Origin of the sequence: Lacrimispora sp., assembly GCF_046972725.1 — a bacterium.
Lineage (GTDB): Bacteria > Bacillota > Clostridia > Lachnospirales > Lachnospiraceae > Lacrimispora.
Map to the genome: position 1 here is coordinate 1671746 of NZ_JBKVXF010000001.1, position 16134 is coordinate 1687879.

Annotated in this window: 8 protein-coding genes; all 8 read right to left on the reverse strand. The window is 46.0% G+C overall.

Annotation, left to right across the window (positions count from 1 at the left end; all coding sequences use genetic code 11):
* Position 1: 1 nt before the first annotated feature.
* Entirely contained in the window at positions 2–3148 is a 3147-nt protein-coding gene (locus ACLTWA_RS07970; protein WP_412327090.1) for an SGNH/GDSL hydrolase family protein, read from the reverse strand.
* Between the two features lie 22 nt (positions 3149–3170).
* Complete coding sequence (locus ACLTWA_RS07975; protein ID WP_412327091.1) at positions 3171–5792, reverse strand: hypothetical protein; 2622 nt, start codon at positions 5790–5792, stop codon at positions 3171–3173.
* Between the two features lie 82 nt (positions 5793–5874).
* Complete coding sequence (locus tag ACLTWA_RS07980; RefSeq protein WP_412327092.1) at positions 5875–7437, reverse strand: ABC transporter substrate-binding protein; 1563 nt, start codon at positions 7435–7437, stop codon at positions 5875–5877.
* 36 nt (positions 7438–7473) lie between these two features.
* Positions 7474–8376 carry a carbohydrate ABC transporter permease gene (locus ACLTWA_RS07985; protein ID WP_412327093.1) on the reverse strand — a complete coding sequence of 301 codons (903 nt, stop codon included), beginning with the start codon at positions 8374–8376 and terminating at the stop codon, positions 7474–7476.
* Between the two features lie 16 nt (positions 8377–8392).
* Positions 8393–9355, reverse strand: a complete 963-nt coding sequence (locus ACLTWA_RS07990) for an ABC transporter permease (RefSeq protein ID WP_412327094.1) — start codon at positions 9353–9355, stop codon at positions 8393–8395.
* Positions 9356–9583: 228 nt separating this feature from the next.
* The gene (locus ACLTWA_RS07995) at positions 9584–11713 is read right to left on the reverse strand and encodes a helix-turn-helix domain-containing protein (RefSeq protein WP_412327095.1); all 2130 of its coding nucleotides are present in this window, start codon (positions 11711–11713) and stop codon (positions 9584–9586) included.
* A 175-nt stretch (positions 11714–11888) separates the two neighbouring features.
* Entirely contained in the window at positions 11889–15167 is a 3279-nt protein-coding gene (locus ACLTWA_RS08000) for a glycoside hydrolase family 2 protein (protein ID WP_412327096.1), read from the reverse strand.
* A gap of 211 nt (positions 15168–15378) precedes the next feature.
* Positions 15379–16074 carry a DUF1961 family protein gene (locus ACLTWA_RS08005; RefSeq protein ID WP_412327097.1) on the reverse strand — a complete coding sequence of 232 codons (696 nt, stop codon included), beginning with the start codon at positions 16072–16074 and terminating at the stop codon, positions 15379–15381.
* Positions 16075–16134 lie beyond the last annotated feature (60 nt).

Sequence of the window (16134 nt, forward strand, 5' to 3'; positions counted from 1 at the left end):
GCTAATCCTCCATGTTTTTTTCCATTATAATTGATTTTAAATGATCTGCCAATATGCCAGCATACTGACTGGCGCCTTCTTCCGACAGATGAACCAGATCCTTTATGTACAGCTTTCTGGCTTCCGTTTCACCGGCTTTTTCACAATACTCTTTTGTAAGGCCGTACATATCCACAAAGATGATATTATTTTTCTCTGCAAATTGTTTCATTGCCTCCCCGTACACGGGAAGCTGCCTTGCGATCTCTCCTTTTTCCCCTTCCTGGTTTTCCCAGCATGGGCATAGACAGACAGGGGATAAAAGAACAGGCAATGCGCCTTTTTCCCTGGCGGCCTTTACATAGGCTTCCAGATAGCCTGGGAAATCAGGAACTGCCACATACCGCTCCGGCTTATTGGCTGCTGCATCGTTGTGGCCGAACTGAATGAGAAGATAATCTCCTTCTTTCATCTGATTGGTTATGTCTTCCAGGCGGCCTTCTTCCATAAAACTTCTTGAGGACCTGCCTGCCATCGCGCAGTTATCAACGATCAGATGTCTGCTTTCATAGCGCCTTTCATTTGAAAATCCACATCCGGGCCGTTTGCTGACCGCATACCGGTTGCCCTGGTCCATATAGGAAAGAAGCATTTCCCCTATGCCGGTAATTGGACGTTCCTCTTCCTTATAAGTCTGGTTGATGGAATCTCCTGCCAGATAAAGCACCGGCTTCCGTTTCATATAAGGAAGGACACGGCCAAATTCCATATCCGAAGCATAATAAAATTTAGGATAACAGGGCTGGTTGTAGCAGTTATTCTGCCAGGCAATGCCGCAGCGGTACTGGGTGTCATGCATCAGAGTGAACAGCTTATGGTCTGTCACCTGGGAATTGGTATAGATCCGTATGGCCCGGCTGTCTTTGGTTCGCAGCAGGATTTCCTCCCTGAAATCACCGAAGATATCGGCCACCAGACAGGGGTTGCCCTTTGTCCCGTTATTGGTCTTTGTATCATCCGGCAGAAGCATGACCCCGTGAGTAAAGTCATTGATCACACCAGTGGGAGACTGCCTTAAATAATCTTCTCCATCGGTGACCTGGGTGGTCAGATCGCCTGCCCAGCGGATGGACATATTGGTTCCCAGGGTTTCCTTTTTTAAGAGATTCCCATGACAGTCATAGGTCCCCACACCATTGACCCAGCACTGCAGTCCTCTGGCCTCCGGAATCACATCTCCGACCATACACCGTCCCAGATCCGTTTCCGCATATTCTCCGAATAAAACCCTTCCGCTTTCCGCATCCCGCAGTGCATAGCCGTAAGGCGCATATTCGGCCCCTTCAAACACATTGAAGATCTCATACCCCGGACGGTCCGGGTCAATGTCTGCCACATGCATGGCATCTCCATGCCCAAGCTTTGCCTCCTGTCCGTTCGGCAGCTTATCCCGGGAGCTGTAAAGCAGGCTTCCGTCATGGTCAATGCATGCCCCTCCGTAGATGATTTCCATAAACCCGTCTCCATCCACATCACAGATGGAAACCGAATGGTTTCCCTGGCCCGCCAGCGCTCCGTACACCGGGTCGGTACCATTTTCTGCCCCAAGCGTATCATGGAAGGGGTTGTTCATGGGCACAAATCCACTGTCCACAGACCATACCTGTTCCAACCGGTCTTCAAAGAATTGATAGGCAGCTACGGCAGACCTGGTATAATATCCCCTGCAGATAATCAGATAGGGCCGTCTGCCGTCCAAATAGGCAACCGCAGATAAGAAGCGGTCCACCCGGTTACAGGGTTCTATCCGCTTTCCTGCATAATCTCCCCATAACAGCCCGTCATCCACCCGGTCAAAGGGGAAGGGAATGGTTTCCAGTTCTCTTCCGTCTCCGGAAAACATGGTCAAATACTCCGGTCCCTGATAGATAAAGCCTTCAAATTCCCGAAGTTTGTTTCTGGCGCTTTTGGAAGGAGCATATTCATCCAGGAAATAATCTGCCAGACGCCCGGCATCCTCCTGATTCAGCGGATAAGACGCCATGGAAGGAATTTGAAAGCACTCCTCTAAGGTCCCCGGCCAATGCCCGGCCTTAACCTCCGGATGCTTCTGCCAGTTACCAAAGACTTCAACCAGATGCTCCCGGAAATCCGACGCACTGGATACATAGGAATCGTTATGACTGAACCCTTTTTTCAAATCCGCTTCCGGCATGGTGATAAAAAATGTTTCCATTTCTTCCCCATCAGTATCAAACCGTGTCATACAGGTTCCAGGAGCTGTCTTAAGGGCCATTTCCGCTTTCCCGTCTCCGTTAAAATCATAGCACATAAACTGGGTATAATGGGCCCCTGCCCGGATATTCGGCCCCATATCCAGCCGCCATAAAAGCCTTCCGTCAAGCTTGTAGCAGTCGATGTAGCAGCGTCCTGTATACCCTTTAATGGAAACGTCATGAGAGTTTGACGGGTCCCATTTGACAAGGTATTCATAGTCCCCGTCTCCATCCACATCAGCGACAGACATGTCATTGGCCGAATAGGTGTAGGCTTCTCCAGCGGGAGTGACTCCTGGTTCCGGTTTTTTCAAAGGTATATCCAAACAGCCCTGTTCCCATACGGTCACAGGTTCACAGGCAGCCTCCTCCTCTCCGTTTAAAACGGCAGCTACCTGGTATTTTGACTGGCGGCTTCCTTTCGGGTCTAAGTAGTTGGTGCTGTCCGTAACATAAGCCACCGGCTTTTCATCCCGGTACACCATAAAACCGGCTCCTGTCAGCCCTTTTGATTGTTCATCATATCCGGTCACCTCCGTCAGAAAGAAGCGCCAGCTTAAAAATATTCCATTTGGGGTTTCCACTGCAACCAATCCACGGTTAAGAGTTTCCAGCTGTTCCTCTAAGAAAAAATGCACCGGAGTCACAAAGGTCTCTCCCTCCCCGGACTCCCCGTTTTCAAATACCGGACAGACACGGAAATAATGGGGAACGGACGTGGCCTTTTTTAAGTAAAACTGCTGCTTTTCATATGCCGGTATTTCTGCCATCAGCCGGTAATTCTTAAAATCCGTTTCCCGGTCAGACCAATAGATTCTGGCCGCTTTTGCACCATTTTTGATTTCCCAGGCAATGGTGACCCCTTCTCTTTCTATGGATATAATTTTTATCATAATCTCCTCCGTCCTTCTGCCCCTATGCTTTGCGGAAACTGCCTGCAGGCATGGCTGCCACAAGCTCATCCGCTTCTTTTAAGTCTTTGGGAAGCTGCTCCCGGATAAAATCCAAAACACAGATAACATTCAAACACCACTGAGCCGTAAAATTGGTACTGATCCATGGGATCTCCGATAATAGCTTCTGATTTCCCTGTTGAGGCACTAAGACAGTCCTGAAGCCCTCATGGTTCCCCTCAGACAGGGCCGCATGAAGGAGATGGCACCAGGTCCGCTCTGCCAGTTCTTCATCTTTTAAATATGAGGCTCCATAGGCGCCCATAGCGGCTGCCATAAAAGGAAGGGAAAACTCCCTGGTTCCGATGATTCCGCCGGATTCCTCCAGCTGCTGCTGCCTTGGCAGATAGTAAAACCTGCCGTAATCTGCCAGCATGCGTTTCCACTCCTCATCCTCCAGCAAATCCGCCAGTTCCATCCATACCTGGGGAGCTCCCATACAGATCTGGAGATGAGTTCCGCCTGCTGCCCGTTCACCGATGTAGCGCAGATGGACATTCTGGGGATTAAACTCAAAGTCAGGACCGGAAACAAGTTTTAAGGGAGCCTGTTTAATGTCCTCTATGCCGGTCACTATCTTATCTCTGTACCTGTTATCGTTGAACCGCTCCCACCGGGTCATCCAGTTGGCACATAAGGAGGACCAGTCCGGACCGCTTCTTGCATGGCTGTCATAAACCATATCTTCCTTGTTATAGAAATCTCCCAAAGGGTCCTTGTTTAAAAATGTCAGTTCATTATCCTTTAACTCTTCGAAAATCTCCCCCATACGGAAGTCTCCGGTCATATAGTAATAAAAACGGTGGTGGGCGGCCATGGCAATTCTTGCCTCCTTGCAGGGACAGCCCCAATGGCGGACATTATGGCGCGAACCCAGACCTTTGTATTTCCCCATGTGATACACATCTACCTCCGAGGTATGTCTTGACAGCTTCTCTGCCAGAACAAAGACATCCTCTCTGCCGGTCCTTAGGAATTGATACCATAACCACAGCGTCGGAACCAGTTCTGTATTATCCCAGGCGTAACCGCCCATATCATACCTCCACTGATGGCGTTCCCGGTCATAGGTATGCATGAAATCACCGTAATCGAACATTCCGTACCAGTTTCTCTGCTCCACCTCATTCCGGTAAAAATCCACGGCAAGGTCAAGCTGTTCCTCCAGCCACGCTTCTGTCTCTGTTTTCCTTTCAGGCAGAGACCAGTGACCAAAGGCTTTTCTTTCATGGTAATATTCCGGCATTCCCACATATTGGACCGGTCTTTTTACGGATTCTGCAAAGTCAGTAATCTCTCCGTCCGCCGGTATCATCTCTCCGGAAACAGCCACCGAACACTCACTGGTACAGGCGATTCCATAAGGAGTGGCCCCTTTATAGTCATATCCTTCATAATACACCTGATTATAGCCACGGTTGGCATAATGGCGAAAATCCATCGGCTCCGCATTTGGAGACCACAGCCAGATCACGGCCTCCGCCATATCCCCATCCAGATTCCGGAAGGTATAGCCTGATGGATATTTCTCCCAGAAATCGCGGATAGATACCATTACAGACCCGTATTCCGAACCAAATGCCGCTCCCCCTTCCGTTCTTCTTCCATGAAGGCAATTGAGGTAACAGCAGTTTTCATCCTTTATCTTTTTTTTGACGGCGTAGTGATTGACTTGATCCTGACACAGATCATATTCACTCCAGAAGGGCATATCCTTTAAAACGGTATTCACGGTTTCTTCCTCACTGCCAGAAAGCTTGAGCATTTCCCCGCGAACCTGCCTGGCGTAGATTCCTTCCGGCACCGCAGGCCTCCACGACAGAAGCTGAGCCATACTTTCGTGAAACACGCCGTAATCCCCCATGAACTTGACATGCCGGTTGTAGATGTTTCCCGAAAGAGGCGTCTGAAAACGAATTCCCAGCCCCTTTAAAAAATCCCTGTCTTCCTCCCCATCATACAAAAAGGTATGCATAAAATCAATCCGGGGACTGTCAAAACCGATTTTCATGCGGATCACAAAGGGGAACTTTCGATCCCCATCTGCGGATTCATGAAAGCCGGTATACTTGATTGTGGTCTGCAGGCTTCCGGCTTCTTCAACCGTCCGTTCTGTAATTCTGGCTTCATACCGCTTCTCGGTCTTAACCGGATTTCCATTCCAGACGGAGGGTTCTTCCAAAAGCAGGATGGGCGTTGCATCTAAAAGATATTTTTTCCCGCAAAAAGAAACCGCATCAAACAGCCTGTCACCGCTGCAATCAATGCTTACTCTGGTGTTTCCCGCCAAAATATGCCAAAAACCATCATTCTCCTTGATCTGCATGTGTTCCTTTGGGGGAACTGACTTTCCGGGCAGAACTTCTATCTCCTCTCCCAGACAGGAAGCATCCGCCGTATGAGCGGTCCATTTTACAGAACCGTCGGGCCAAAGGGCAGTGATCCTGCTTTGTGCATCCACAGTCTCGCCCTTTTTGTTTTTTACGGTATACCCGGTTTCTTCTGTACACCGGCCTTTTTCCCACATACAGCCCCAGGTCGTGTATCCTGTGATTTTCCGGTCTCCCAGGCTATGTAACTTCATTTTGTTTTCCTCCTCAAATATATCTGCACAAAAGGCTTCAACCGTTTACCTACGCTTGAAGCCTTTCATGTATATGTTTTATTTATTTGGCAGTGTCTTCCTGATATAATTTATTTACTTCCTCAACCAGTCTGTCACCTCCGCGGTCCAGCCATTGCTGTGCAGCTGCTTCCAGGCCCGCTTCGTCAATTTGTCCGCAGATATACTGGGTTCTTGCATCATCAATGATCTGTTCAATATCCGTACCTACTTCAGCATTTACCTCTGAATTTGCCAGATAGCCGAGAGCCGGGTTTAAAACTGCAAACTGTTTGTTATATTCATAGGCTTCATCCTGTGCCTTCATAGGCTCGGTTTTTTCTAATTGAGGACTTATAGGCGCCATATTGGGAATATAGGATACGCACTGGTTAAGACCTGCAGACGGAGAATACTGTGGTTCCATTTGTCCCCTTTTCACAACATTTCCTTTCTCATTCAAATCATAGGTCACACCCTCGAGACCGTAATCAGCCAGCACAAGCATCTCGTCATCATTCATTTTATCCAGGAAATGAAGACAGTTCTTTACATCCTCCTCAGTTTTTGCTCCGGCCTTTGTAATCAGATAATATCCGTTAAAGCCGCTGGTTGCCAGTGTTTTGTCATTAATTGGTCCCACCAGTGTCATGGAAGCATTCTTTGAGGGATCTGTAACAGATTTCACATTATTCATATTGTAATATTCCCAAATTCTCTTTCCGCCATCCATTACATCAATAAATACTCCAGCTTCCCCCTTCTTGCAGCCATCTTGGAACGTTCCGGAATCAACAGTTGCCCAGTCCTTTCTGACCAGACCTTCATCATAGATTTTTTTGATCCATTTCAAAGCTTCCAGGTATTCCTTGGTCTGATGAACAGGCACCATTTTTCCGTCTTGTTCCACCCATTCATTGCCAACACCGAACCAGGTCTGCATAATATCAATAGGACCTGTATATTTTGTCAATTCAAGGCCATAGGTGTCATCCTTTCCATTTCCATCAGGATCTTCATAGGTAAACTTATAAAGCATATTATAAACATCTTCAATGGTTTTTGGCTTCTCTGTAATTCCCACTGCTTCTGCCCAGTCGGTCCGGTAGGAAAGGCCGTAGCGCCCGATCTGTCTTGCCCTGTAAACTCCAATGACTTTTCCATCGACTGTTATTGCCTTTAATACATCAGGATTTGCCTGGGACAGATTGGGATAACTCTCCTTATCCTTTAAAAATTCGGTTAAGTCCCAGAATGCACCCTTTCTTGCCGCATCCACCACATTTGCCGTTATATCGCCTGTTCCCGTAACAACCATGGGCATGTTATTCTTATCCATAAGGGTAAGTCCAAGCTTTTCTTTATAGGTATCATTGGATTCCCACCGCCAGTCTACATGGGTGCCGGTGTGTTCCTCATAACGCTTAATAACTTCATCAGACTTGTCATTTTTTAAATCAGTACCGTGAAACGACGGTGCCATAAATGTAATGGTTGGTTTACCATCGGAAGCCACAGCTACACTTTCTGATTTGGCAGTGGCTTTTGCCCCCCCACAAGCAGTTAAAGACAACGCCATAGTTCCAGATAATGCTGCTGCTAAAACCTTTTTCCAACTTTTTTTCATGATACACTTCTCCTTTTATATGAAATTTTTATTCCTTTAACCTTTTACAGACCCCACCATTACGCCCTGTGTAAAATACTTCTGGACAAATGGGTATACTGCTAATATTGGAATGGTAGCAATTACAGTGGTAGCCATTTTTACTGCTTTTTCAGGCGGCATACCAAAGACTCCCCAGTCAAACCCGCTTTCCGTTGCCACAGAAGAAGTCATAAATATGATTCTCCTGAGTACAATTTGGATTACCTCTTTATTTTTATCAGAAATATACATCATGGCATCAAAGTAAGCATTCCAATGACTGACTGCATAGAACAGGGAAACACTTGCAAGCACAGGCTTGGAAAGAGGCAGAATGATTTTAATAAAAGTCTGCAGATCATTACAGCCATCCATTCTGGCCGCTTCCTCCAGTTCTGTGGGCAGCCCCTGAAAGTAATTTTTTATGATAATCATATTAAACGGATTGACGGCTGCCGGAAGCCACAAAGCCCAAAACGAGTCTTTTAAGTGAAGTACATTGGAAACCAGCAAATAAGTAGGTACCATACCTCCGGAAAACAACATGGTTATAATAACCATATTGGTAAAGAACAGCCTTCCCTTGAAATACGGCCTGGAAAGGGGGTATGCCAGCGTACAGGATAAGAACATATTGATCAGTACACCTACAAAGGTTACAATCACGGAATTCATTAAGCCGTGGACTGCATCTCCCGTTTTAAATATGTACTGATATGCATTCAGAGACAGAGTACGGGGGAACAAAAAGAATGCTCTTTCCGTTAATTCCCTTTCTGTTGCAAAGGAGCCTGCTACGATATAGACAAAGGGCAGCAGAGTAACCAGTGCAAATATTCCCACGAAAAGGTAAATCAAAACCTGAACCACCTGATCTCCCGGACTCCTTTTAATCGTTAAATGTTTCGTTTTTGCCATTGCATTGTTCTCCTTTTTAATAGAATCCAGATTCTCCAAAAGCCTTTGCCAGCTTATTGGCTCCCAGTACCATGATCATGCTCACTATGGATTTAAACATACCAGCCGCCGTTGCCATGGAATAATTACCGTTTACTACACCTCTTGTATAGATGTAGGTATCAAACACATCAGAAACAGACCGGTTCATGGAATTCTGCATCAAAAATATCTGCTCATATCCAGTATTTAAGATGGTACCTACCTTTAAAATCAACATAATAACAATGGTAGAACGAATGGCTGGAAGGGTAATATGCCACATCTTCTGCCAGCGGTTGGCACCGTCCACCTCCGCTGCCTCATAAAGCTGTACATCGACCCCGGATAAAGCAGCAAGGAAAATAATGGTGCCGTAACCGGTTTCCTTCCACATGCTTTGACCTACGATCATATGAACGAACAGCTTTGGATCTGACATAATATCCGGTGCATTGGCTCTTCCGAAAAGCTGGACCAGACCATGGTACACCAATCCATCTGTGGTGCTGAAAAGCTGGGCCGTAAGAGCTGCCACGATAACCATGGAAATAAAATGCGGAATATATACCAGCGTCTGGGTCACACGCTTAAAGGCCATATTCTTTATTTCATTAAGCAGTAAGGCCAGAATGATTGGAGCCGGAAAATAAAAAATCAGACTGGCAATGGAAATGGATAACGTATTTCTCAGCACCAGCAAAAAATCTGGACCTGTTAAAAATTTCCTGAAAATCTTCAGCCCTACGAAAGGACTTTCCACAAATGCCCCTATCATAGAATCCCCGTTATATGGACTGAAATCCTGGAAAGCCATAATCAGTCCGCCCATGGGCAGGTATTTGAATATCAGCAGATAAACAACGCCCGGTATTATCATGAGATACAGCCATTTATGTGCCGAAAACGCATGTTTCCACGTACCGGCTCTGGCCTTTGCAATGCTTTGAGTCTTTTCCATATACTCTCCTTTACTTTACAAACCTGAATTTCATAAACCCAATAGTATTGGTAATTATGTCAGTTTTTTTTGTTTTGCGGTCCCGCTGTGTAAGCACATTTTATACACAGGAACGCATCTTTGTAAATAATCATTTTATGACTGGATTTTTTCACAAAAAAGCCTCATATCCCCGCATATTTAAACGGTTTTATGAGGCTTGTACAGTGAAATGATCATTTTATTCCATTACTTCCGGTGCTCTCTCCGGAAAGATGCAGGGGTAAATCCTACATGGTTCTTAAAAAATCGAATAAAATTTTGTACATTATTATACATCAGTTTTTCAGATATTTCAGCTACAGAATATTCCGTCGTCAAAAGCATATATTTCGCCTGTTTCAGCTTCTCTTCATTTACCATGTCCGTAAACGTTATACCCTTTTCCCGCTTCAGGACCTTACTTAGATAATTGGAGTTATAAGACAGCCTTTCCGCACATTCATTGAGACTCAAATTCCCTTTGCTGTCTTTAATTAAAGCGATCATCTGCTTAACCACCTCTGACCCCTCTCCCTCCTCCCCTTTTTTCATGAGAGCGGTAATCACAGGATGTATGATTTCTCCTTGGATCGCTTCCACCGCCTTTTTCTTATCATAGATCTGGGTAATGGAATTCAGGATATTGTGCTGTTCCCCGTTAAATACATCGGAGAGGGATATCCCTTCCCCCGAAGGAATATTCAGGATTGCCGTCAAAAGCCTGGTCCAGTAAAAATTCCGTTCAATTCCTACCACATTCCTTTTTTCCATACGGTCAAGGACCAGCTGGAGCAGACATAAGGCTTCTTCTTCCTTACAGCCCGCAATCGCCTGTATCAGCTCATTCTCCATGATCATATCATAAACGTTTCCTACCTGATTCATTATTAAAAAATCATCAAAAAGGACCAGAGAGGAAGTCTTCATATCCGACTGGTTGGATTTATTATACAGTGCCTCTGCACACTCTGTATAGGCCCTCTTCACATGATGGAGCTTGTGGAAGGGCTGGCTGATGCCTGCAGCGATTGCAAGTCCATACGTATCTGCCATATAGTCCTTTACCCCTTTATATAGCGTGGCGGTTCTGGAGTCCACCTCCATATCATTCTCGGCGCCTGTGATGATTATCAGCTTTTCCCGGTAATAAACAGGTGTAATAAATACATCCTTATTCAATTCTTCCGGAAAGTTTTGAAGAAGCTCCGTATATATTTCTTTCATACTTTCTTCCCCCATCTGATCCGCTTTGCAGTTCACAGCAAGCATCCGGTAAGACGGCCAGGGAACGATTTCTGATTTCTTTAATGCTTCCTCAATGCTTTTCACATTAAGCTCCCCTTCGATCAGGCTGGCTACCAGCAGCTTTTTTATCTGCCGGTCCTGGTCATCTGCAAACCGTTCCAACCGCTGAAGAGGTTTTGCAAAGGCCACTGCCGTCATTCTCACACCGAACAGAATAAGGGCAAAGCCTGCCAGTACGGCAAAAGAAGCAAAAATAAAAACAAAAGCATCTCTTTGTACCTCTGTCCCATTGTACCCGACCAAATAGGTCAGACCGCTGATATCCTCTGTTCTTTCAATGATATGATATCTCTCTGTGCCGTCGTTATAAAAGCCTGAGCCCCTGGTTTCACTGTCAAGATATGCCTTTGTCATACCGGGACTTGTCTCAAACAGCACGTTATCCCTGCTGATAAGAGAAACGTCATATCCCAACTTTTTATAAGCCTGAGACATCTCCTTTAACTGGCTGCTGTCAAGTTTGATGGTAAGAAGCCAGGACAATCCGCTGATTCCCAGTTCCTTTTTTATCACCAGGCGAAGGCCGGAAGTATCCACCGAATTCGTGGCCCGCATACTTCCGGTTACGGGAATATGGGATTCGGGCCGGTTTAACCAGTAGACCGATAACAGCTTATTCTCCTGTTCCTTTAAAAACTCCTGCACCTCTTCCTTATTTTTCATCTGATCAAAGGAAAACATACCATAATTATTAAATACCCAGCCGTATTTTACATTTATAAATTCGTAATCCTTAATGTATTTTGCCATAAAATAATTGCCTTCTATCATCCGCTGTGCATGCTTTAAATTACTGAAAGAAGAAAAAGGCGGCGTCTCCTGCCTTATCAGCCACCGGACATCATCCCCATTAACAGTCTCAATATAATACTCCTTTAAGGAAGACAGAATATTTTCGTATTCCCGTGAGATCTCGTCACTGTAGGAGCTTAACGCCATCTGGTTTTTGGAGGTTTCCGCTTTTATATATATATTGAATGAAACGAGCCCCATGACAAACAAAGGCAGCGTCACTAACCCCAGCAATCTCACAAACACCTGCTTTTCATAGGTCAATGAGCTAATTATTTTTTTTATCCATTTAATCCCCAATTTTTACACCCCTTTAGTTCTGTTCTTCTGCAATTCCCCTGTTACAGGTATTCCTATAGAACGGTAGAAACAAAGGCTGCGCCTTTGTTCGTATTCACGCAGCCTCTGTTTCGTTCTATTTTCCTGTTTCGATGCGGTACACGCCGATCTTTTCATCATAAAAGGCATTGATACCGCAGATATAAGGCACTAATGCATTGACTTCCATAACAAAATTCCCCTCCGGCGTAACATATGGTTCCCCATCCATGAGATTTTCTTTCCCGTTTACCAGAAGATGGGTCCTTCCGGCTTCCGCTTCTACCGAATTCTCCCCCGATACCAGTACAAGCTTCCTCTCTTCCGGAATATAGGTATAAGAAAATGCATCCGCCCATTCCAGCTTCAGCCGTTCCAGGATACATAAAACCGCCCCCCAGATACTGCCGTTTTTGTTTACGCTTCTTACGCCTCTTGTGTCTGGCTCCTGACCATTAACCAGAATCTTGCAGTATCCCTCATCCTCCGGCTGGTATTTGCAGGCATCCGCAAGAGGGATGGAAGGAAATGCCGGTTCCGGCTCCGGAGCATTGACCAAATACTCCTCATACCACCTTACCGGACCCTTTTCCGTCAGTGGAGAGGTATCTATGGGAATACTCTCCCAGGAAAGGCTGGCTTGAGGGACCCCTTTCATCTCCGCCTTTACTATAATTCCCCCTGATTTTCTGGTAGAACGGACAAAAACCCGGTTCACTCCGCATTCCGAATATACATGCTTTTCATGAATCACACTGTTATCCATGCCAAAGCCTGCGAACCGTCCGCTGTTATAGCCTCCCAGAAAGATTCCTTCTCCCTCTACCGAAAAATCAATCCGTTCTTCACATAGAGGACAGACTCTTCCTTCTTTGTCCAATACTTCCACATCAATATAAGCAATATCCGCTCCATCTGCATACATCCCCTCTGGAGAGGTATGCAGTCCAAGACGTAATATAGCAGGTTCCCCAGCCGTATGAATCACATCTTTTGCCGCCAGCCTGTCATCATAATCATATCCATAAGCCTCGATCACCCCGTTTTGTGTCACATCTACATTGGGAAAAGGAAAAATAAAAGTATCCTGCGGCTTTTCACATACCCCTGCCTTTTTTCCGTTCACAAATAGTTCGATCCGTTTGATGCTGTAGCTGCCGGTTACATAAACGGTCTTATGTCTGGGATCTCTATATTTTATGATCCCGTTTTCTTCCCAATAACTGCCGTTAAAGCTTTTCTCCACATACCGGTAATTGATCCCATCCTCCGGCGGATAATTCCAGTGTCCAATAATTCCTATTCTGGGAACCTGGGACTGCATGACTGCAAAAACGTTAAAGTTCTGTTTTTTTATACGAACAGGATCCACCCGTCCGCTCATACGGCCGTTTTCACTGAATGACTGGCGTCCGTGCTGGGCAGAATCCGTCCAGCAAAGGGCTGCGCAGGCACTGTAATAATTTTTCCCCGAAGCACCGCCGATCCTGTCATGAAAGAATTCACTGTAGCCTTTGGCAGCCGTCAAGGCAAGGTCTTCCGAGGTCAGATCATAAAAATCCAGTCCAACCTGCTTCTTCCCGCCTTTTCCAAGCCATTTATTTTTATAATCGAAATCCGGTGGTGTAAAATCATCCCATATCCGCCTTGGCGCTTCTTCCCTTGCATATTCTGTTTCCGTCACAGGACCATGTTCCGCCAAAAAGCGGGCTGCGTGGCGGTTCAACATGGTTCCTGTATATTCCGATTCATTCACTACATCCTCTGTATTCAAGGTACGGCATCCCATAAAACGGCCTCCCCTGGGATCCAGCGTTTCCTTTAACAGACGCATCTCACGCATGTGTTCCTTGCTGATGGAGTTATTCCCTGCCTCCCAGAAAAAGATAGAAGGATTATTACGGAAGAAGATGATCACATCTCTCATCAGCTCCACTCTCTGATCCCATTGCCTTCCAAAATTCTCTCTTTCCTTGTCTCCCGCAGGCTGAGTACATACCACTCCATGCCGGTCACAGGCACGGATATCCGCCGGTGAGGCAGCCACATGCATAAAACGGAGATGGTTGCTGTTGCTTTCCCTGATCCACATGGCATCCTGGTCCTTCAGCCATTCCGGTGCGATCCCGATTGCCGCCCATTCATTCGCTGCCCGCTGTGCATAGCCTGTCAGCCATACAGGCACCCCGTTTACAAGAACGCCCTTGTCTTTGTCATAGCCAACACTGCGAAAACCGGTTTCGATCACCATAGCATCCACCTGCTGCCCGTCTGAATAAAGCTGAACCTCTACCCGGTACAGATAAGGGTCTTTTATACTCCAGAAACGCACCTTTTCCTGAGGAGACAGCGCAGAGATTACGGAAACCGACCTGGATTTTGTCTCGGTCTCCATTACCTGATCTTCCTCATTGACCGGCACATACTGGTCTGCCTCCTGATCCCAGATATAAGCATCCCGTGGGGTTACGGAAAGTTCTGTTTCCAGCTCTTTTGCCGGTGCCACCTTCTGCTTTTCAGAACGGAAATGCGCAACTTCCCTGCCGTTTAACTCTCTGACAGTAATCTCCAACCATGCCGTCACAGCCCTTGTGCTCTCATTCCGTATCTCAGCTTCCACCCCTATCTGAACACGCTTTTGCTCCAAACAGTAATTCTGCCCGTATACGTAAACACCCTTTGTCCGCAGATTGCTGTAAAGAGGAAGCGTCAGATAGACCTCCGGCTTAAAATGAAGCTTCAGGGGCCGCGTAATCCCTCCTACCGACGGATTAAAATCATTGCAGTTCCAGAAAAATCCGACTCCCCTTTTATACCCGTCCGCTTCCTGGTCCTGAGCCACCAGATAACTGCCCGGAACCACCTCCGGCTTATTCGGTGTCTCCCCAATACAGAAATCAATATTTCTGGTGGAGGTGTTGTCCGTGGCCACCGCAATCAGATTGGGGGTATCGTAGCAGATCCAGGGAGTCAGATCAAATCCGAATGGCGCAACTCCTGCTTCATAATATCCTGCCATTTTTCCATTGATATAAAGATAGCATGTCTGGCGAAGCCCCTCAAATTCCATAAAAACCTTCTGCCCCCGATGCTGTTCAGGGACTGAAAACCACTTTCTGTAAAAGGCGGCCGTCCGCTTCTGTCCGCTTCCCGCGTCCTGAATCCGGTCCTTAAATAAGTCTTTGTCATTGAAGGTGTGGGGAAGCGTTACCTCTTCCCAGCTTTCTTCTGTATACTCTTTCTCATAGAAATAATGTCCGTTTTCATCACGTGTCTTTTTTAAAGCCTTTTCCATTGGAAATACATCCGCCAGAAGAAACTTCCATCCGTTGTGAAAAAAATATGTTTTCCCCTGTACCTTACCTTTCGGTATCATAATCCTTCCCCGCTTTCATCTAAAATTATTAGGGTATTATATCCTCGGTACAGTTCTTTGTAAATAATCATTTTCTATCCACTTTTACTCTCATTTGACTCTTAATGGTCAGGTTTTGGTCCCATTTTTTCTTTCAATTATCAATTTATGCCTTCTTTTTTTGATATGCTTTTTCTGTCCTTATGAAATTCCAGAAAGGGCAATGGTGCCATCAGTCCAACTCATACACCTTCAAATTCCGGTAATCCGCTGTCAGAGGTGCTAACTGGCGAAAACCGATTTTCCCTCCTTTTAACGGTTCTCCATAGGTACTTCCATCGTCATCAAATGCAAACACGGTCAAATCATTGACGGAGAAGCTGATGTGGTCTTTGTATTTTCGGATGCTGATACGGTAAAAATCATTGGCATCCGCTGCATCCGGAATGGGGTCAGCGCCCTGGGCCACCAGATGGAATCCTCTGCTCTTTCTTAAATTGCAGGTATGAAATGCTCTCTCATCCGGTTCCTTTCTTCTGAAATAGGAAACGTGAAACCCATTGATGTCTCCGCTGTGATATTGGGGATATTCCCCTGTACGTAGAGAAAGAGAAGGATCAAAAAGGTCTTTTCCCTCTTTCCCGGAAGCTGCAAAAAACAGGATGCAAAGTCCCTGATCGGTCACAGGCTTAAACTCCCAGGTGATTTTTATATTTTCCGGAAAATCCACCGGGCACCAGAGCACATAATTGGCCCGCTGTCCCATCTGATCATCCAGCTCATTTTTTAACCGCATCGCTCCATCTTCAAAACTGATTTTCGCCTTCCCCTCAAGAACGAACCCCTCTATGTCTTCCTTTTTTGCCAGAGGATTGTCATAGATCAGCCTTTCCTCCATCAGCCTTGCATATCCGTTTGCTTCTTTCATTGTAATGGTCCCTCCAATTATTTTACTTCCTGTGTGATGGAATAATTATACCTCTGACAG

Coding starts and splice junctions, on each gene's coding strand:
- ACLTWA_RS07980 (WP_412327092.1), bottom strand. CDS start 7,437: ATGAAAAAAAGTTGGAAAAAGGTTTTAGCAGCAGCATTATCTGGAACT.
- ACLTWA_RS07975 (WP_412327091.1), bottom strand. CDS start 5,792: ATGAAGTTACATAGCCTGGGAGACCGGAAAATCACAGGATACACGACC.
- ACLTWA_RS07970 (WP_412327090.1), bottom strand. CDS start 3,148: ATGATAAAAATTATATCCATAGAAAGAGAAGGGGTCACCATTGCCTGG.
- ACLTWA_RS07990 (WP_412327094.1), bottom strand. CDS start 9,355: ATGGAAAAGACTCAAAGCATTGCAAAGGCCAGAGCCGGTACGTGGAAA.
- ACLTWA_RS08005 (WP_412327097.1), bottom strand. CDS start 16,074: ATGAAAGAAGCAAACGGATATGCAAGGCTGATGGAGGAAAGGCTGATC.
- ACLTWA_RS08000 (WP_412327096.1), bottom strand. CDS start 15,167: ATGATACCGAAAGGTAAGGTACAGGGGAAAACATATTTTTTTCACAAC.
- ACLTWA_RS07985 (WP_412327093.1), bottom strand. CDS start 8,376: ATGGCAAAAACGAAACATTTAACGATTAAAAGGAGTCCGGGAGATCAG.